Annotated in this window: 16 protein-coding genes; 10 read left to right on the forward strand and 6 right to left on the reverse strand. The window is 64.6% G+C overall.

Going from position 1 to position 16,618, the window contains the following annotated elements; all coding sequences use genetic code 11:
- The first annotated feature begins 352 nt into the window (after positions 1-352).
- From LQG66_RS31900 to LQG66_RS31925, 6 genes are all read left to right on the forward strand, one after another.
- On the forward strand, positions 353-2,008 hold the full coding sequence (locus tag LQG66_RS31900; protein WP_231319774.1) for an OFA family MFS transporter: 1,656 nt from the start codon (positions 353-355) through the stop codon (positions 2,006-2,008).
- A 101-nt stretch (positions 2,009-2,109) separates the two neighbouring features.
- A complete protein-coding gene (locus LQG66_RS31905; protein WP_231319775.1) occupies positions 2,110-2,403 on the forward strand; it encodes a hypothetical protein in 294 nt (97 codons plus the stop codon).
- A 129-nt stretch (positions 2,404-2,532) separates the two neighbouring features.
- Positions 2,533-4,236 (forward strand): NADH-ubiquinone oxidoreductase-F iron-sulfur binding region domain-containing protein, encoded by a 1,704-nt coding sequence (locus tag LQG66_RS31910; RefSeq protein ID WP_231319776.1) that lies wholly within the window; start codon positions 2,533-2,535, stop codon positions 4,234-4,236.
- Complete coding sequence (fdhF, locus tag LQG66_RS31915) at positions 4,233-7,001, forward strand: formate dehydrogenase subunit alpha (RefSeq protein ID WP_231319777.1); 2,769 nt, start codon at positions 4,233-4,235, stop codon at positions 6,999-7,001. Before LQG66_RS31910 ends, fdhF begins: the two co-directional genes overlap by 4 nt.
- Positions 7,002-7,140: 139 nt before the next feature.
- Positions 7,141-7,389, forward strand: coding sequence for a hypothetical protein (locus tag LQG66_RS31920; protein WP_231319778.1), 249 nt, complete (start codon positions 7,141-7,143; stop codon positions 7,387-7,389).
- A gap of 187 nt (positions 7,390-7,576) precedes the next feature.
- Complete coding sequence (locus tag LQG66_RS31925) at positions 7,577-7,912, forward strand: hypothetical protein (RefSeq protein WP_231319779.1); 336 nt, start codon at positions 7,577-7,579, stop codon at positions 7,910-7,912.
- 10 nt (positions 7,913-7,922) lie between these two features.
- Here the strand turns inward: LQG66_RS31925 and LQG66_RS31930 are convergent, their stop codons facing one another.
- The 6 genes from LQG66_RS31930 to LQG66_RS31955 form a co-directional block, all read right to left on the reverse strand.
- Positions 7,923-8,399, reverse strand: a complete 477-nt coding sequence (locus LQG66_RS31930) for a hypothetical protein (RefSeq protein WP_231319780.1) — start codon at positions 8,397-8,399, stop codon at positions 7,923-7,925.
- A 438-nt stretch (positions 8,400-8,837) separates the two neighbouring features.
- On the reverse strand, positions 8,838-9,239 hold the full coding sequence (locus tag LQG66_RS31935) for a hypothetical protein (RefSeq protein ID WP_231319781.1): 402 nt from the start codon (positions 9,237-9,239) through the stop codon (positions 8,838-8,840).
- Between the two features lie 31 nt (positions 9,240-9,270).
- Positions 9,271-10,194: a 4-hydroxy-tetrahydrodipicolinate synthase gene (gene dapA, locus LQG66_RS31940; RefSeq protein WP_231319782.1), complete on the reverse strand. Its 924-nt coding sequence runs from the start codon at positions 10,192-10,194 to the stop codon at positions 9,271-9,273.
- 86 nt (positions 10,195-10,280) lie between these two features.
- Positions 10,281-10,556, reverse strand: coding sequence for a hypothetical protein (locus LQG66_RS31945; protein WP_231319783.1), 276 nt, complete (start codon positions 10,554-10,556; stop codon positions 10,281-10,283).
- A 130-nt stretch (positions 10,557-10,686) separates the two neighbouring features.
- Positions 10,687-10,971: a hypothetical protein gene (locus LQG66_RS31950; protein WP_231319784.1), complete on the reverse strand. Its 285-nt coding sequence runs from the start codon at positions 10,969-10,971 to the stop codon at positions 10,687-10,689.
- A gap of 29 nt (positions 10,972-11,000) precedes the next feature.
- Positions 11,001-11,447 carry a hypothetical protein gene (locus LQG66_RS31955; protein ID WP_231319785.1) on the reverse strand — a complete coding sequence of 149 codons (447 nt, stop codon included), beginning with the start codon at positions 11,445-11,447 and terminating at the stop codon, positions 11,001-11,003.
- 467 nt (positions 11,448-11,914) lie between these two features.
- On the opposite strand from LQG66_RS31955, the gene LQG66_RS31960 reads away from it, so the two are divergent.
- The 4 genes from LQG66_RS31960 to LQG66_RS31975 all read left to right on the forward strand — a co-directional run bounded on the left by LQG66_RS31960 (position 11,915) and on the right by LQG66_RS31975 (position 16,597).
- Positions 11,915-12,004 carry a K(+)-transporting ATPase subunit F gene (locus LQG66_RS31960; protein ID WP_231319786.1) on the forward strand — a complete coding sequence of 30 codons (90 nt, stop codon included), beginning with the start codon at positions 11,915-11,917 and terminating at the stop codon, positions 12,002-12,004.
- 33 nt (positions 12,005-12,037) lie between these two features.
- A complete protein-coding gene (kdpA, locus tag LQG66_RS31965) occupies positions 12,038-13,741 on the forward strand; it encodes a potassium-transporting ATPase subunit KdpA (protein WP_231319787.1) in 1,704 nt (567 codons plus the stop codon).
- Between the two features lie 16 nt (positions 13,742-13,757).
- Positions 13,758-15,875, forward strand: coding sequence for a potassium-transporting ATPase subunit KdpB (kdpB, locus tag LQG66_RS31970; protein ID WP_231319788.1), 2,118 nt, complete (start codon positions 13,758-13,760; stop codon positions 15,873-15,875).
- Between the two features lie 119 nt (positions 15,876-15,994).
- The gene (locus tag LQG66_RS31975; RefSeq protein WP_231319789.1) at positions 15,995-16,597 is read left to right on the forward strand and encodes a K(+)-transporting ATPase subunit C; all 603 of its coding nucleotides are present in this window, start codon (positions 15,995-15,997) and stop codon (positions 16,595-16,597) included.
- The last annotated feature ends 21 nt before the right edge of the window (positions 16,598-16,618 follow it).

The following is a 16,618-nucleotide window of genomic DNA, read 5'->3' on the forward strand; positions in this document are numbered from 1 at the left end:
GCAACACATGTTCGCTGCATTGCAGTCAATCCACCAAGTTTGACTAACTATTACCATTTTACTATCGACAATTTGCCTCGGTTCTGCACCAATTGGGGCGCTTCCGCGGAGGTTGCGGGAGATGGGTCATGCCCGCTGGGGATCGGGCCAGGCAGGACGGGGCACAATGAGCGCGCGCAGCATGGACCTCGGTAGGGGTGCTATGCGCAGTGCAACAGTCTTGGACCTTTGTGCATCGCAGAAAGAGTCTGGTACGTCGATGGTGGGCACGGTGGGTGAGCGTATTGATTCTGATCAAGGGGACAGAACATGACGTGGTTGCGTGGGACGGGCGTCCGTAGGGGAGGAATGAATGGCTACTATTGAGAGCGCTGGAGCGCTCCCGGATGTGCAAGCCGGGATCTTCGATCGTGAGCACACGGTCGCGAAGGCGGGGTTCAATCGCTGGTTGGTTCCGCCCGCCGCGCTGTGCATTCATCTGTGCATTGGCATGGCCTATGGCTTCTCGGTGTTCTGGCTACCGTTGTCACGCGCGATCGGTGTGACCCAGACCCAGGCCTGCCCGGACATGACGCTGGTGCAGGAGCTGTTCACGACCAGCTGCGACTGGAAGGTCGCGAGCCTGGGCTGGATGTACACCCTGTTCTTCGTGCTGCTCGGCGGCTCGGCGGCGATCTGGGGCGGCTGGCTCGAGCGGGCCGGACCGCGCAAGGCGGGTGCCGTCGCGGCGTGCTGCTGGGGCGGTGGCCTGCTGTTCGCGGCCTTGGGCATCTATGTGCATCAGCTCTGGATGATGTGGCTCGGCGCCGGCGTCATCGGCGGCATCGGCCTCGGGCTCGGCTACATCTCGCCGGTCTCGACCCTGGTGAAATGGTTCCCCGACCGCCGCGGCATGGCGACCGGCATGGCGATCATGGGGTTCGGCGGCGGTGCGATGATCGGTGCTCCGCTGGCCAACCTCCTGATGAACTACTTCAAGACGCCGACCTCGGTCGGAGTCTGGCAGACCTTTGTCACGATGGGGGTGATCTATTTCGCCTTCATGATGATCGGTGCCTTCGCCTATCGCGTGGCCCCGGTCGGTTGGCAGCCTGAGGGTTGGACGCCGCCGGCGGTCAAGAAGGCGATGATCTCGGAGCACCATGTGCATCTGGACAACGCGCACAAGACCCCGCAGTTCTGGCTGGTCTGGTGGGTGCTCTGCTTGAACGTGTCGGCAGGCATTGGCGTGATCGGCATGGCTTCGCCGATGCTGCAGGAGATCTTCGCCGGCAAGCTGATCGGGCTGCCTGACGTCAGCTTCAACCAGCTCGACGCCACTCAGAAGGCGGCCATTGCGGGCATCGCGGCAGGCTTCGCCGGCCTGCTGTCGCTGTTCAACATCGGTGGCCGCTTCTTCTGGGCCTCGCTGTCGGATCACATCGGCCGCAAGAACACCTATTACTGCTTCTTCCTGATCGGCATCGTGCTGTATGCACTGGCGCCGACCTTCGCAGCAATGGGATCGAAGCTGTTCTTCGTGGGCGCCTTCGCCATCATCCTCTCGATGTATGGCGGCGGCTTCGCCACCGTGCCGGCCTATCTGGCCGACCTTTTTGGAACCCAGTTCGTGGGCGCCATTCACGGCCGGCTGCTGACGGCTTGGGCGACGGCCGGCATCATCGGCCCCGTGGTCGTCAACTACATCCGCGAGTTCCAGCTCGCCGCGGGCGTGCCGCGCGACCAGCTCTATAACTCCACGATGTATATCCTCTGCGCCATGCTCCTGGCCGGCTTGGTCTGCAACTTCCTGATCAAGCCTGTCGATCACAAGTGGAACATGAGCACGGACGAAGTCGCGCGCTACCAGGCAGAGCTCGCCAAGAACGAGTCGGCGATCCAGCACGGGTCGTTCGGCATCGGCAAGGGCGGATTCGACGTGAGGTCGGCTTTGTTCTGGGCCTTCGTCGGCGTGCCGCTGGCGTGGGGCGTCTGGAAGACGCTGGAAAGCGCGGTCAAGATCTTCTGATCTCCGTGCTATCAAATCGCGGGACGCGTCGCTTTGCGCGTCCCGCAATCTTTTCTGGTTATGTTTTCGTTTCTTTTCATTTCGAATTTTTGAGGATCGTCATGTCTCTGACCCGTATTTCTCGGACCCGTATTTCTCGGATATCGATCGGTGTTGCGTTGCTGCTGGTCGCCGGCCAGTTGCCTGCCGCGGTCGGCCAGACGGCCGGATCTGCGACGTCCAGTGCCACCAAGCCCTCGAGTGCGACACTGTCGCTGCAGAAGCTCAAGGACATGAAGGCGCGGTGGAGCGCCAACAAGCCGAAGCTCAAGGCCTGTCGCCAGGAGGTCAAGGCCAAGGGTCTCGCCGGCGACGATCGCTGGTTCTACATTGAAGATTGTATGAGCAAAACGTGAAGCGGTTGCGGGGCGGCGGGATCAGTCGCGGCTAATCCTGCCGACGTATTGATGGTCGATGCATCGATTCCGGCTTGCCTCTGGCATGCCAACGGTTAGATTCGGTCTAACCGTAGGGATGAAGTGCTCATGGCTGACGACGTGCATCAGGTTCGTGCTTTCGACCATCCGGGCGAGGGGCGTCGCCGCGCCAAGGCCACGCCAAAAGGACGTCAGGTCGACCCCACCGCAGCGCACGAGATTGCGGAACTGCTCGGAGAAGCGCCCCGGCGGCGCGACCTCCTCATCGAGCACCTGCACCTGATCCAGGACACCTATCATCAGATCTCCGCGGCCCATCTTGCGGCGCTCGCCGACGAAATGAAGCTCTCATTCGCGGAGGTGTTCGAGACCGCGACATTCTATGCCCATTTCGACGTGGTCAAGGAGGGCGAGCCCCACCTGCCGCCGGCCACGATCCGGGTCTGCGATTCGCTGACATGCGCGATGATGGGGGCCGAACGGCTCCAGCAGGACCTATCGAGTCAGGCGGGTCCGGAGGTGCGCGTCGTCCGCGCGCCCTGCGTCGGTTTGTGCGATGCAGCGCCGGTGGCCGAGGTCGGCCACCACTTCGTCCGCGACGCCACCGCCGCAGCGGTCCTCGACAGCCTGGCGCAGGGCGACACCCATCCGCACATCCCCGCCTATGTCGACTATGACGCCTATGTGAAGGAGGGCGGCTACAAGCTCCTCACCGATCTGCGCGCAGGACGCACGTCGCGCGAGGACATCCTGAAGGCGCTGGACGATTCCAGCCTGCGCGGGCTCGGCGGTGCCGGCTTCCCCACGGGACGCAAATGGCGCGCCGTGCTCGGAGAACCCGGACCCAGGCTGATGGCCGTCAATGGCGATGAGGGCGAGCCGGGAACCTTCAAGGACCGGTTCTATCTCAACGGCGATCCGCATCGCTTCCTCGAGGGAACGTTGATCGCCGCCCACATCGTGGAAGCCGGCGAGGTCTATATCTACATCCGCGACGAATATCCGGCGGCGCGCGAGATCCTGGCCCGCGAGATCGCCAAGTTGCCGCCCGGCGGCCCGGTACTGCATTTGCGGCGCGGCGCCGGCGCCTACATTTGCGGCGAGGAATCCTCGCTGCTCGAGAGCATCGAGGGCAAGCGCGGCCTGCCGCGGCACAAGCCGCCTTATCCGTTCCAGGTTGGGCTGTTCGGCCTGCCGACCCTGATCAACAATGTCGAAACCTTGTGGTGGGTGCGCGACCTCGTCGAGAAGGGCCCGGCGTGGTGGACCAGCCATGGCCGCCATGGCCGCACCGGGCTGCGCAGCTATTCGGTGTCGGGACGGGTGAAGGATCCCGGCGTCAAGCTGGCGCCGGCCGGCATCACGGTGCGCGAGCTGATCGACGAGTTCTGCGGCGGCATGGCCGACGGCCACACCTTCCATGCCTATCTGCCCGGTGGCGCCTCGGGCGGCATCCTGCCGGCATCGATGGACGACATCCCGCTCGATTTCGGCACGCTCGAGAAATACGGCTGCTTCATCGGCTCGGCTGCGGTGATCATCCTGTCGCAACAGGACAGTGTGCGGGCCGCGGCGCTGAACCTGATGAAGTTCTTCGAGGACGAAAGCTGCGGCCAGTGCACCCCGTGTCGGGTCGGCACGCAGAAGGCCGCGCTGCTGATGCAAGCGCCGGTCTGGAACCGCGAATTGCTCGGCGAATTGAGCCAGGCGATGCGTGACGCCTCGATCTGCGGGCTCGGCCAGGCCGCCTCGAACCCGCTGGCCTCCGTGATCAAATACTTCCCCGACGAGTTCAAGGACGCAGCCGAATGACGACGATCAAGTTCGAGCTCGATGGCGTGAACGTCGAAGCCAAGCCCGGCGAGACCATCTGGCAGGTGGCGCAGCGTCAGGGCAGGGAGATCCCGCACCTCTGCTACTCACCGGCGCCCGACTATCGGCCGGACGGCAATTGCCGCGCCTGCATGGTCGAGATCGAGGGCGAACGCGTGCTGGCTGCGTCCTGCAAGCGCACGCCGAGCGTCGGCATGAAGGTGAAGACCGAGAGCGCCCGCGCCGTGGCCGCGCAAAAGATGGTGATGGAACTCCTGGTTGCCGACCAGCCGGCGCGTGAGACCTCGCACGATCCGGACTCGAAGTTCTGGCACTGGGCCGAGAGAACCGGCGTCACCGAGAGCCGCTTTCCCGCCGCCGAGCGCTGGACGACGGATGCCAGCCATCCGGCGATGCGCGTCAATCTCGACGCCTGCATCCAGTGCGGGCTGTGCGTGCGCGCCTGTCGCGAGGTGCAGGTCAACGACGTGATCGGCATGGCTTATCGAAATCACGATTCAAAGATCGTGTTCGACTTCGACGATCCGATGGGCGAGTCGACCTGCGTCGCCTGCGGCGAATGCGTGCAGGCCTGCCCGACCGGCGCGCTGATGCCGGCCGTGATGCTCGATGAGCAGCAGACGCGCGTCACCTATGCCGACCGGAAGGTCGACTCGCTGTGCCCGTTCTGCGGCGTCGGCTGCCAGGTCACCTATGAGGTCAAGGACGAGAAGGTGATCTATGCCGAGGGCCGCGACGGTCCCGCCAACCACAACCGGCTCTGCGTCAAGGGCCGTTTCGGCTTCGACTACATCCACCATCCGCATCGCCTCACCAAGCCGCTGGTGCGGCTGCCGAATGCGAAGAAGGATGCCAACGACCAGGTCGATCCGGCCAATCCGTTCACGCATTTCCGCGAGGCCTCCTGGGATGAGGCGCTCGACATCGCCGCGCTCGGACTTGTGCGGATCCGCGACGAGAAGGGCGTCAAGGCGCTCGCCGGCTTCGGTTCGGCCAAGGGGTCGAATGAGGAGGCCTATCTGTTCCAGAAGCTGGTGCGTACCGGCTTCGGCTCCAACAATGTCGATCACTGCACGCGGCTGTGCCATGCCTCCTCCGTCGCCGCGCTGATGGAGGGGCTGAACTCGGGGGCGGTGTCGGCGCCGTTTGCAGCCGCGCTCGATGCCGAAGTCATCATCGTGATCGGCGCCAATCCGACCGTGAACCATCCCGTGGCGGCGACCTACATCAAGAACGCCGCCAAGAACGGCGCCAAGCTGGTCGTGATGGATCCGCGGCGGCAGACGCTGTCGCGTCACGCCGACAAGCATCTCGCCTTCAAGCCGGGCAGCGACGTTGCGATGCTCAACGCGATGATCAACACGATCATCACCGAGGGGCTCACCGATGAGCAATACATCGCCGGCTATACCGAGGGCTTCGACGACCTGAAGCAGAAGATTGCCGAGTTCACGCCGGAAAAGATGGCGCCGATCTGCGGCATTCCGGCTGAGACCCTGCGCGATGTCGCTCGCATGTATGCGCGCGCCAAGTCCTCGATCATCTTCTGGGGCATGGGCATCAGCCAGCACGTCCACGGCACCGACAATGCGCGCTGCCTGATCGCGCTGGCGCTGATCACCGGCCAGATCGGCCGTCCCGGCACCGGGCTGCATCCGCTGCGCGGCCAGAACAACGTGCAGGGTGCGTCCGACGCCGGCCTGATTCCGATGTTCCTGCCGGACTATCAGCCGGTCGGCCGGGTCGATCTGCGCGGCAATTTCGAGCGGCTCTGGCAGCAGCAGCTCGATCCGGTTCGTGGCCTCACCGTGGTCGAGATCATGAATGCGATCCATGCCGGCGAGATCAACGGCATGTATATCGAGGGCGAGAATCCGGCGATGTCGGATCCCGACCTGCAGCATGCGCGCCAGGCGCTCGCCATGCTCGATCACCTCGTGGTGCAGGACCTGTTCGTGACGGAGACGGCGTTCCATGCCGACGTCATCCTGCCGGCTTCGGCCTTTGCCGAGAAGGTCGGGACCTTCACCAACACCGACCGCCGCGTGCAGCTCGCGCGCCAGGTGATCAAGCCGCCCGGCGAGGCGCGGCAGGATCTCTGGATCATCCAGGAGATCGGCAAGCGCATGGGCCTGCCGTGGACCTATGCGGGGCCGGCGGACGTGTTCGCCGAGATGACCGAGCTGATGCCGTCCCTGAAGAACATCACCTGGGAGCGCCTCGAGCGCGAAGGCGCCGTGACCTATCCGGTCGATGATCCGAGCCAGCCCGGCAACGAGATCATCTTCACAACGGGCTTCCCGACTGAGAGCGGGCGCGGCAAGATCGTGCCCGCGCATATCATCCCGCCGGATGAAGTGCCGGACGACGACTATCCGATGGTGCTGTCGACGGGCCGGGTGCTGGAGCACTGGCACACCGGCTCGATGACCCGCCGCTCCAACGTGCTCGACCAGATCGAGCCCGAGGCGGTCGCCTTCATGTCGCCCAAGGACATGCGGCGCAAGCAGGTGCTGCCGGGTGACGTCATCCGGCTGGAGACGCGCCGGGGTGCCGTGGAGGTCAAGGTGCGCTCCGACCGCGACGTGCCGGAGAACATGGTGTTCATGCCGTTCTGCTATGCGGAAGCCGCGGCCAATCTGCTGACCAATCCGGCGCTCGATCCGTTCGGCAAGATCCCGGAGTTCAAGTTCTGCGCCGTTCGCGTCGAGCGCGCCGAACTGCGCACGGCAGCGGCGGAATAGCCGCGCCGGACTGCTGCGGGCAATGCCTATTGTTTTCCTATGAGAGACGGCGGCAAGCCGTCTCGAATTCCTACCCCAATCGCGTCCATCGTTTCTGTCTGCCGGTGCGCCGACTTGCGCCGGCGACAGGAGACGGGCCATGACGTTGATCTCTATTCACCGCGACCCCGCGCGAGGCTTCGGCAGGGGAGTGGCACTTCTTCCGCGCACTCTTCGCAGGGTTCGCACCGCCCTCAGAACGATCCACGCCGCGATCGCCGCGGCGAAAATCCGGCGACTGCGCAGAGAGCTGATGTTGCGGGGCGGCTACGTCGGAGCGCCGTCGATCGCGCCAGATCCGGCTCGGCCGCGGATGTCACCGATCAAGGGAAACAAGTGGGATTTCTGAACGAGCGATGCGCCCGGACCCCGGCCGGGCACATCGATTCTGGTCAGCCCGGAAGCGCCGTGATGTAGACGGACAAGAGCAGCAAGGCGATCAGTATCACCATCAGCGCGATCTTCGCTTCGATCATTGGAGCGCCCAATCTTCAACGCATGAGTCTAATCCTCGCGTCGCCGATCCAGATCCAGCCATGTCGACCGACGGATCGCCGGTGTCCGCTACAGCCGGGCCGAGATTAGCCTGCTCCAAGCTGCTGGCGGGAGAGGTAGACCGCGGTCTTGAGGGCAATAGCAGCGGCGAGTCCTCCGCCTGCAAGCAGGATGGTCAACGCACTCAGCAAGAAGCGCCTGATTGCGGGCAGGTGTGTTGCGGGCAGGTGTGTCTTCTCCGTTTCGGCACGAGCGCGAGCCGGATTTTCCGGCGTGCGAACCGGCGAATGGAGATCATGCGCAAGTATCGTCATTTCGGAATCCTCGTCCTGTCGGTCGATCCGAACACGCCGACGATGCTGTGTGTCGCCTCTTGATGCCGTCGACCTAGAGCCCAGGCAGAAGCCGCACCAGCCGGCGAAGCTGCGTCGCGAGCGGATTGCCCGCGTTCGGCAGATCGAGCTCGAAGCGCTCGGTCGGGAAGATCAATGCGCAACTGCCGCTGCTCGGCGCACGCGCGAAGGCGAGCGCCGAGCTCTTGAGCAGGAACAGCCCGCCGGCGCGGCCTTTCGCTTCACGAGCGACCCAAAGCCCGGCTCGGTTGCGGCCGATGAAGAAGGCAGGAATGCTCTCGCTGAGGACCTCGGGATCCGGCGGGGCGAGCCTGACGCCGGCCGCGCCAACCTGCTCGGCTGAAAGGCCCGAAGGGACGCCTTGTCGGAACGGCAAGTGCTCCGCTGTCGCAGCGGCATGCCGCAGCCGATTGCTGGCGAAGCCGTTCAGCGCATCATGAAGAGTGGAGAGTAGGCTCTGCAGCTGGTGGGACATCGTCCGGTCACCGACCTTGGAAGTGATTGTGGCCATGGCGGCCCCCTCGCAAATCTGACGTCCATGATGTGCTGATAAGGCCATAGGAATGCGAGATGGCTCGATCCGGCGCTCCATAAGAAACGCATAGGAGCCGGCGGGCCGGGCGCGGCGCGACTATGCCGCGCTTATGCGTGCCGCAGCTTTTTGAACTGGATTTCCTATGCGGGGTCGCGCAATCGTGTGGAACTGCCGGAGAGTGATCTGAAGCAGTTTCGGCGTCGAGAGAGCGAGCTCATGACATTGGTTTCGCGAGCAGTTCGTAGAATCGCTATTCTTTTCCGCGATGCGACTTGTCTGGTGATCGCCTTCCTGTTGCCGGGTCCGGCCACGCCATACCGTCCGGAAGACCATTATATGCGAGGGCCAGGCCCCAAGTGGCGAGCGAAACAGCTCGCCGATCGTGCGTCCAGCTCGCCCAACAGGGCCTGACCCTCAACCGTGAACGCCGCCGCGCGGACGTAGTCCTTTCCACAGATCGATCTCAGGTTTGGACCGTCGTCTGACCGCTGGAGACTGCGGCTGCTCGATGGCGACCGCCGCGGCGAACGCGCGCTTCATCCGTGCATCATCAATGCGCGCGATGTGCTGCATCAGGATCTCGTCAGCAGTCTCGTCCCGCTGCAGGACGGACGCGCACAGCTCGGCGCTCGTCCGGCGAAAGAAGCCGAAGGCGAATTCCTCCTTGTGCTCCTTTTGACCGAGCCTGTCCATTTCGCTGGCGATTGCGAGCGCGCCCAGCCTGTCAGTATGGTCCAACGTTATGGCAAAGCGCAGGATCGCGAGCTGCCAAGCCCGCAGCATCCTCGCGTGCAGTTCGACCAGGTCCTGATCCATCATGCGATCCTGGGCGGCCGGGGGCGAGCGATCACACCAGGGTCGGGTCGGCCAAATCTTCTTCGGCGATCGTGGCGACCGCCCTGGCGACTGCGCGTCTCGCCGGCTCTTCCAGTTCGACCAGCGGCAGCCGGGTCGTGGGATCGAGCAGGCCAAGCAGGCTCAACGCATATTTCAGCGCAGCCGGACTGCCTCCGGAGAGGCTGGCGTCCAGCGCGACGAGCCTCCGTTGCAGACAACGAGCGGACTGCAATCGCCCCTGCCTGAGGCTTGAGAAGACGGCGCTGCACAGGTCCGGAGCTACGTTGCAGATGGTCGAGATGCAGCCGTCACCGCCGCCGGCGATATAGGCAAATGCAACAGCATCGTCTCCGCACAGCATCCGGAACCCTGGCGGGACCAGCGCGCTCAAGCGCATCGGGCGGGCGGCATCGCCGGTCCCGTCCCGCAACCCGATGAACTGTTCGGACTCCGCAAGACGCGCGAGCGTGTCATTGGCGAGTTCGCGAACCGTACGCGAAGGTATATCGTGCAGGATGATCGGCAGCCCCGTCGAGTCGGCTATTGCCCGAAAATGCGCGCTGATCCCGTTCTGCATCGGCTTGTTGTAGTAGGGCACGACCGACAAGATTGCGTCGCAGCCGGCTGCTTCGGCACGGCGCGTCAATTCGATTGCGCCATCGGTCGAGTTCGAGCCTGCGCCGGCTATCACGCGCACGCGGCCGCGCGCGGTTTCGACGGCCATCCGAATCAGCGATTCCTGCTCTTCTGGCGACAGGGTGGAAGCCTCGCCGGCGGTCTCGCAGACGACGAGCGCCGAAACGCCCGCCGCGATCTGCCGCTCGCACAGCTTCGCGAACGCGTTGCGGTCGATGCGACCGAGTTCATCGAAGGGAGTGGGGAGGTCGGGTATGTATCCCGCAAGCCAACTCGCCGGACTTGCCATTGTTGTCATGGCCTAGATCGCAGTCTTGATCTGGATGAAGCGTTCGGCGGGTGGAGTGCACCGGACGGGCTTGCGCGCGCCGATGACCTGCACGCTCATGCCACAGGCCGCTTGCCGGCGCCGAAGAGCATGCCGACCGGCGCGAGCCGTCCTTCAGCGTCGAGCTCGATGGCGCGGGAAATCTCGACGATCGTCTCCGGATGATGGCCGTTCTCGAACAGCGCGTATTTCATGGCCTCGGCACGGCTGACGAACAGACCGCCATAGAGGCCGTTCTGTTCCTGCGCGACCCATTGGCCGCGACTGTTCCGGCCGATGAGGACGAGGGCGGCGGCAGACTTGTGAATCGACGGAGGTTCGACGAGCTTCATGGACGTGGTCCTTCTGGTTGGCGCGGGTATCTCTTGCGAGCGGACATCGCGGTCGTTGGGATATCGCGCGGTGCGGATAGGAAATCGAGGCGGCGGAGTGCGTGATCTCATAAAGCCGTCGTAAAGGCGATCAGGCTCCGGACAGCTGGTTCAGCGCCATGACGGCGCAGTAGAGCGCGACGTAGCCCACCATCTCGTCCCAATGATTGAGGTCGGCGGTGAACACGCGCTCACGGCGCATCGTGCCGAGCACGGCGCAGAGAATGATCGTCATCCACAGCAGCGCGGCGAGACTGCGTCCGAAGCCGATGCTGCCGAATGTCGCGAACAGGGTGAGGATCGCGGTTCGCAGCGCAAAGCGAAACAACACCCTGGCCGGCGGCAGCGCCGCGGACTTGTCAACAGAGAGGTTCATTGCAGTGTCTTGGCGGGGTCTTGGCACGCTCAGAAGAAATTGTCGCAACAGAGCAGGGTGGTTTCCGATCGTGCGGGGCGCATGGCCGCGGAGCCCGCGGGGCGCTGGTCGAGACGTCGGGCCTCGACAGCCGCATGGAGAACGGCGAGCGCGAGATCCGGGTGCCGGGCTTCGGCGCAGTCGTCGAGCCAGTCCGGCATTTCGCGAGTCCGCGATAGTGCGCAATGCCATTCGCCGTCATCATAGGCGATCCGGCGCAACTGCCACCGTGGCAATTGCAGGGCGATCAGTTCGAGTGCCGCATCGATCCGCGCATCGACCTGTAGCAATTGCCCGATCCGCAAGCGGCGTTGCCCTCGCGCCGACATCGGCGAGGCGCCGTCGTCGTCGCCAAGAAGAGCCGCCAGCATCGTCGCGGTGGCCTGATCGATGTGCGCCGGCTCGGGGAAATCCTGTCGTGTCGTCAAGGCCGACATGCTGGCCTCCTGTCGTCATTGTGTCATGGCCCGATGGGGCCTGACCTGCAATGTGGCCGACGCGGCCGTAGGAATGCGAGAGGGACGGGGGTTGAGAGAAATAAGCGGCGCATAGGCGCGCCCTGGCACTGCGGCCACTTCATATGCGATGGCCGCGGCGACCAGGCGATTTGCGCCGGGGAATGCCGCGGTCTTTATGAGATTCCTATAACTTTGCCGGCGGCACTGTCTCGAAAACCTATGGTTCCGGATGCCATCTGTGGCGATGGAACGGACCGCGGGGCGCGGCGATCGGATGCTTGATCCATCACAAGTCGCGCGCTCCCGGCTGATCTACGCTTAGCGCGTCTCTGCGCGCAAGAGGAGCACACCATGCTGGACATCCTGATGCTGGCGCTCGCCGCCGGCTTTTTCGCTTTGGCGATCGGCTACACCTACGCCTGCGAGCGACTCTAGGAGGACGGGCCATGATCTTCGACTATTCGCTCGCCAGCGCCGTGTCGCTCGGCCTTCTGATCTATCTCACCTATGCGCTGCTGCGGCCCGAGCGGTTCTGACCGGCCGCCGTCGCACCTTCAAAGGCACATCTCATGACCGTCATCGGCTGGATCCAGATCCTTCTCTTCTGCGCCGTCATCGTCGCGCTCGCCAAGCCGCTCGGCTGGTACATGACGCGCGTCTTCAATGGCGAGCGAACCTTTCTCTCGCCGGCGCTGCGGCCGGTGGAATCCGCGATCTACTGGATCGGCGGCGTCGACGAGCGTCGCGAGCAGCATTGGTTGACCTACACGGTCGCGATGCTGCTGTTCCACGTCGGCGGCTTCCTGATCACTTACGGCGTGATGCGACTGCAGGCCATCCTGCCGTTCAATCCCGCGGGACAGTCCGGGGTGGCCGAGGATCTGTCGTTCAACACCGCGATCAGCTTCCTGACCAACACCAACTGGCAGAACTACGGCGGCGAGAGCACGGTCTCCTATCTCGTGCAGATGCTCGGCCTGACGCACCAGAACTTCCTGTCGGCGGCGACCGGCATCGTGCTCGCGATTGCGCTGATCCGCGGCTTCTCACGGGCATCAGTGCGCACGGTCGGCAATTTCTGGGTGGATGTGACGCGCTGCACGCTCTATGTGCTGCTGCCGGTCTGCATCGTCTACACGCTGTTCCTGGTGTGGCAGGGCATCCCGCAGACGCTCGGGCCCTATGTCGAGGCCACCACGCTGGAAGGCGCCAAGCAGACCATCGCGGTCGGTCCGGTCGCCTCGCAAGTCGCGATCAAGATGCTCGGCACCAATGGCGGCGGCTTCTTCAACGCCAACGCCGCGCACCCGTTCGAGAACCCGACTGCGCTGTCGAACTTCATCCAGATGATCTCGATCTTCGCGCTCGGCGCAGCCCTCACCAACGTGTTCGGCCGCATGGTCGGCAACCAGCGCCAGGGCTGGGCGATCCTCTCCGTGATGGGCGTGCTGTTCATCGCTGGCGTGTTCGTCACCTACTGGGCCGAAGCCAACGGCACGGCGACGTTGAACGCGCTGGGCCTGACCGGCGGCAACATGGAGGGCAAGGAGGTCCGCTTCGGCATCGTCGCATCCTCGCTGTTCGCCGTGATCACCACGGCGGCCTCCTGCGGCGCGGTCAACGCCATGCATGACAGCTTCACCGCGCTCGGCGGCATGATCCCGCTGATCAACATGCAGCTCGGCGAGATCATCGTCGGCGGCGTCGGCGCCGGCCTCTACGGCATGCTGCTGTTCGTCGTGCTTGCGATCTTCGTCGCCGGCCTGATGGTCGGCCGCACGCCGGAATATGTCGGCAAGAAGATCGAGGCCCGCGAGGTCAAGATGGCGATGCTGGCGATCCTGGTGCTGCCCCTGATGTATCTCGGCTGGACCGCGGTTGCGGTGGTGCTGCCACAGGCGGTGGCCTCGATGGCCAATGCCGGCCCGCACGGCTTCACCGAGGTGCTCTATGCCTACACCTCCGCGACCGGCAACAACGGCTCGGCTTTCGCAGGCCTCACCGGCAACACCTTCTTCTACAACCTGACGCTCGCCTCTTCGATGTTCGTCGGCCGCTTCTTCATGATCATCCCCGCGATGGCGATCGCCGGTTCGCTCGCCGAGAAGAAGTCGATCCCGCCATCGGCCGGCACGTTCCCGACCACCGGCGGCCTGTTCGTCGGTCTCGTCGTCGGCGTCATCCTGATCATCGGCGGCCTCACCTTCTTCCCCGCACTTGCCCTCGGTCCGATCGTCGAGCATCTCGCGATGACCGCCGGCACCGTGTTCTGATCTCGGAGCAATCTCCATGGATACCATGAAACTGCAGAAGCGCTCGTCGATGTCGACGATGCTCGACCCGAAGATCGTGCTGCCGGCCATCAAGGCTGCCGTCGTCAAGCTCGATCCGCGGCTGATGGTCAAGAACCCCGTGATGTTCGTGGTCGAAGTCGTCGCCGCGCTCACCACGGTAATCTTCCTGCGCGACGTCGTGACCGGCGGAGCGAACCTCGGCTTCACCTTCCAGATCATTCTCTGGCTGTGGTTCACCGTGCTGTTCGCCAACTTCGCCGAAGCGGTCGCCGAAGGCCGCGGCAAGGCGCAGGCGGAATCGCTGCGCAGGACCCGCACCGAGAGCCAGGCCAAGCTGCTGACGGGCTCGAGTCCCGCAGACCGCAGCTTCAGGCTGGTGCCGGGCACGGGCCTGAAGGTCGGCGACATCGTGCTGGTCGAGGCCGGTGACACGATTCCCTCGGATGGCGAGGTGATCGAAGGTGTTGCCTCCGTGAACGAAGCCGCCATCACCGGCGAGTCCGCGCCGGTCATCCGCGAATCAGGCGGCGACCGCTCGGCGGTGACCGGCGGCACGCAGGTGCTGTCCGACTGGATCCGCGTCAAGATCACGGCCGCGCAAGGCTCGACCTTCATCGACCGCATGATCAAGCTGGTCGAAGGCGCCGAGCGGCAGAAGACGCCGAACGAGATCGCGCTCAACATCCTGCTCGCGGGCCTCACCATCATCTTCGTGTTCGCGACCGTGACCATTCCGAGCTACGCGGCCTATGCTGGCGGCTCGATCTCGGTGGTGGTGCTGGTGGCGTTGTTCGTGACCTTGATCCCGACCACGATCGGCGCGCTGTTGTCGGCGATCGGCATCGCCGGCATGGACCGCCTGGTGCGCTTCAACGTGCTGGCGATGTCCGGCCGCGCGGTCGAAGCCGCTGGCGACGTCGATACCCTGCTGCTCGACAAGACCGGCACCATCACGCTCGGCAATCGTCAGGCGACGGCATTCCGTCCCGTCAGGGGCGTGAGCGAGCAGGAGCTCGCGGACGCGGCGCAGCTTGCTTCGCTCGCCGACGAGACGCCGGAAGGCCGTTCCATCGTGGTGCTGGCCAAGGAGAAATACGGCATCCGCGGCCGCGACATGGCCGAGCTCGGCGCCACCTTCGTGCCGTTCACGGCGCAGACCCGCATGAGCGGGGTCGATGCCGGCGGCTCGTCCGTGCGCAAGGGGGCGGTCGATGCCATCCTGGCCCATGTCGGCGGCGGCGCGACCCAGGTCGCCTCCGGCAACACGGTCCGTGCGATCCAGCCGGCCGAGAGCGAGATGGTGCGGGAGGTCCGCGCCATCTCCGACGAGATCGCCAAGACCGGCGGCACGCCGCTCGCGGTGGCGAAAGATGGCCGGCTGCTCGGCGTCGTCCAGCTCAAGGACATCGTCAAGGGCGGCATCCGCGAGCGTTTTGCCGAGCTGCGCCGCATGGGCATCCGCACCATCATGATCACCGGCGACAATCCGATGACCGCGGCTGCGATCGCCGCAGAAGCCGGCGTCGACGACTTCCTGGCGCAGGCCACGCCCGAGGACAAGCTGCGGCTGATCCGCGACGAGCAGGCCAAGGGCAAGCTGGTGGCGATGTGCGGCGACGGCACCAACGATGCGCCGGCGCTGGCGCAGGCCGATGTCGGCGTCGCCATGAACACCGGCACGCAAGCCGCGCGCGAGGCCGGCAACATGGTCGATCTCGACTCCAACCCCACCAAGCTGATCGAGGTGGTGGAGATCGGCAAGCAGCTCTTGATGACGCGCGGCGCGCTGACGACGTTCTCGATCGCCAACGACGTCGCCAAGTACTTCGCGATCATCCCCGCGATGTTCCTGACATTCTACCCGCAGCTCAACGTGCTCAACGTCATGAACCTGTCGAGCCCGCAGAGCGCGATCCTGTCGGCGATCATCTTCAACGCGCTGATCATCATCGCGCTGATCCCGCTGGCCTTGAAGGGCGTGGCCTACCGCGCCATCGGTGCCGGCGCGCTGCTCGGACGCAACCTGATGATCTACGGCTTGGGCGGCATCATCATCCCCTTCATCGGCATCAAGGCGATCGACCTGATCGTGACCGCCTTGCACCTGGCTTGACACCACAACTGCCGTTATTGCGAGGAGCGTAGCGACGAAGCAATCCAGACTGTTGCACCCTATAGATTCTGGATTGCTTCGCTGCGCTCGCAATGACGGGAGAGAAACCGGAGACTCCCATGCTCAAAGAATTCCGTCCCGCCATCCTCGTCCTGCTCGCCCTGACAGCGATCACCGGACTGCTCTATCCGCTCGCGATGACCGGCATTGCCGGCGTCGTCTTCCCCGCCCAGGCCGAAGGCAGCCTGATGATGCGGGACGGCCAGGTGATCGGCTCGGCCTTGATCGGCCAGGAGTTCAAGGACGACAAATATTTCCACGGCCGTCCGTCGGCGACGTCGGCGGCCGATCCGAACGATGCGACGAAGACCGTGCCGGCGCCGTACAACGCCGCCAACTCGTCCGGCTCCAATCTTGGGCCCACCAGCAAGGCGCTGGCCGACCGCCTCAAGGAGGATGTCGACAAGCTCAAGGCGGAAAACCCCGCGCAGGCGGTGCCAGTCGACCTGGTGACGACCTCGGCGAGCGGGCTCGATCCGGACATCTCGCCGGAGGCGGCGCTGTTCCAGGCGCCGCGGGTGGCCAAGGCGCGGAGCCTGCCGGAAGCCAGCGTCCGGACCTTGGTCGCGCAGCATACCCAGGGCCGTCTGCTCGGGCTGCTCGGCGAACCCCGTGTTAACGTGCTCGCGCTCAATCTGGCGCTTGATGCCAAGGCCAAGTGAGGACACGCGTCTCTCCGGTCT

This window comes from Bradyrhizobium ontarionense, from assembly GCF_021088345.1.
Taxonomy (GTDB): Bacteria; Pseudomonadota; Alphaproteobacteria; order Rhizobiales; family Xanthobacteraceae; genus Bradyrhizobium; species Bradyrhizobium ontarionense.

What these genes read in the sequence shown, in the direction of transcription:
- LQG66_RS31950 (WP_231319784.1), bottom strand. Translation starts at nt 10,971, where the DNA reads ATGAACCTCTCTGTTGACAAGTCCGCGGCGCTGCCGCCGGCCAGGGTG.
- LQG66_RS31900 (WP_231319774.1), top strand. Translation starts at nt 353, where the DNA reads ATGGCTACTATTGAGAGCGCTGGAGCGCTCCCGGATGTGCAAGCCGGG.
- kdpA (WP_231319787.1), top strand. Translation starts at nt 12,038, where the DNA reads ATGACCGTCATCGGCTGGATCCAGATCCTTCTCTTCTGCGCCGTCATC.
- kdpB (WP_231319788.1), top strand. Translation starts at nt 13,758, where the DNA reads ATGGATACCATGAAACTGCAGAAGCGCTCGTCGATGTCGACGATGCTC.
- LQG66_RS31945 (WP_231319783.1), bottom strand. Translation starts at nt 10,556, where the DNA reads ATGAAGCTCGTCGAACCTCCGTCGATTCACAAGTCTGCCGCCGCCCTC.
- fdhF (WP_231319777.1), top strand. Translation starts at nt 4,233, where the DNA reads ATGACGACGATCAAGTTCGAGCTCGATGGCGTGAACGTCGAAGCCAAG.
- dapA (WP_231319782.1), bottom strand. Translation starts at nt 10,194, where the DNA reads ATGACAACAATGGCAAGTCCGGCGAGTTGGCTTGCGGGATACATACCC.
- LQG66_RS31925 (WP_231319779.1), top strand. Translation starts at nt 7,577, where the DNA reads ATGTCGACCGACGGATCGCCGGTGTCCGCTACAGCCGGGCCGAGATTA.
- LQG66_RS31935 (WP_231319781.1), bottom strand. Translation starts at nt 9,239, where the DNA reads ATGGATCAGGACCTGGTCGAACTGCACGCGAGGATGCTGCGGGCTTGG.
- LQG66_RS31975 (WP_231319789.1), top strand. Translation starts at nt 15,995, where the DNA reads ATGCTCAAAGAATTCCGTCCCGCCATCCTCGTCCTGCTCGCCCTGACA.
- LQG66_RS31910 (WP_231319776.1), top strand. Translation starts at nt 2,533, where the DNA reads ATGGCTGACGACGTGCATCAGGTTCGTGCTTTCGACCATCCGGGCGAG.
- LQG66_RS31920 (WP_231319778.1), top strand. Translation starts at nt 7,141, where the DNA reads ATGACGTTGATCTCTATTCACCGCGACCCCGCGCGAGGCTTCGGCAGG.
- LQG66_RS31960 (WP_231319786.1), top strand. Translation starts at nt 11,915, where the DNA reads ATGATCTTCGACTATTCGCTCGCCAGCGCCGTGTCGCTCGGCCTTCTG.
- LQG66_RS31930 (WP_231319780.1), bottom strand. Translation starts at nt 8,399, where the DNA reads ATGGCCACAATCACTTCCAAGGTCGGTGACCGGACGATGTCCCACCAG.
- LQG66_RS31955 (WP_231319785.1), bottom strand. Translation starts at nt 11,447, where the DNA reads ATGTCGGCCTTGACGACACGACAGGATTTCCCCGAGCCGGCGCACATC.
- LQG66_RS31905 (WP_231319775.1), top strand. Translation starts at nt 2,110, where the DNA reads ATGTCTCTGACCCGTATTTCTCGGACCCGTATTTCTCGGATATCGATC.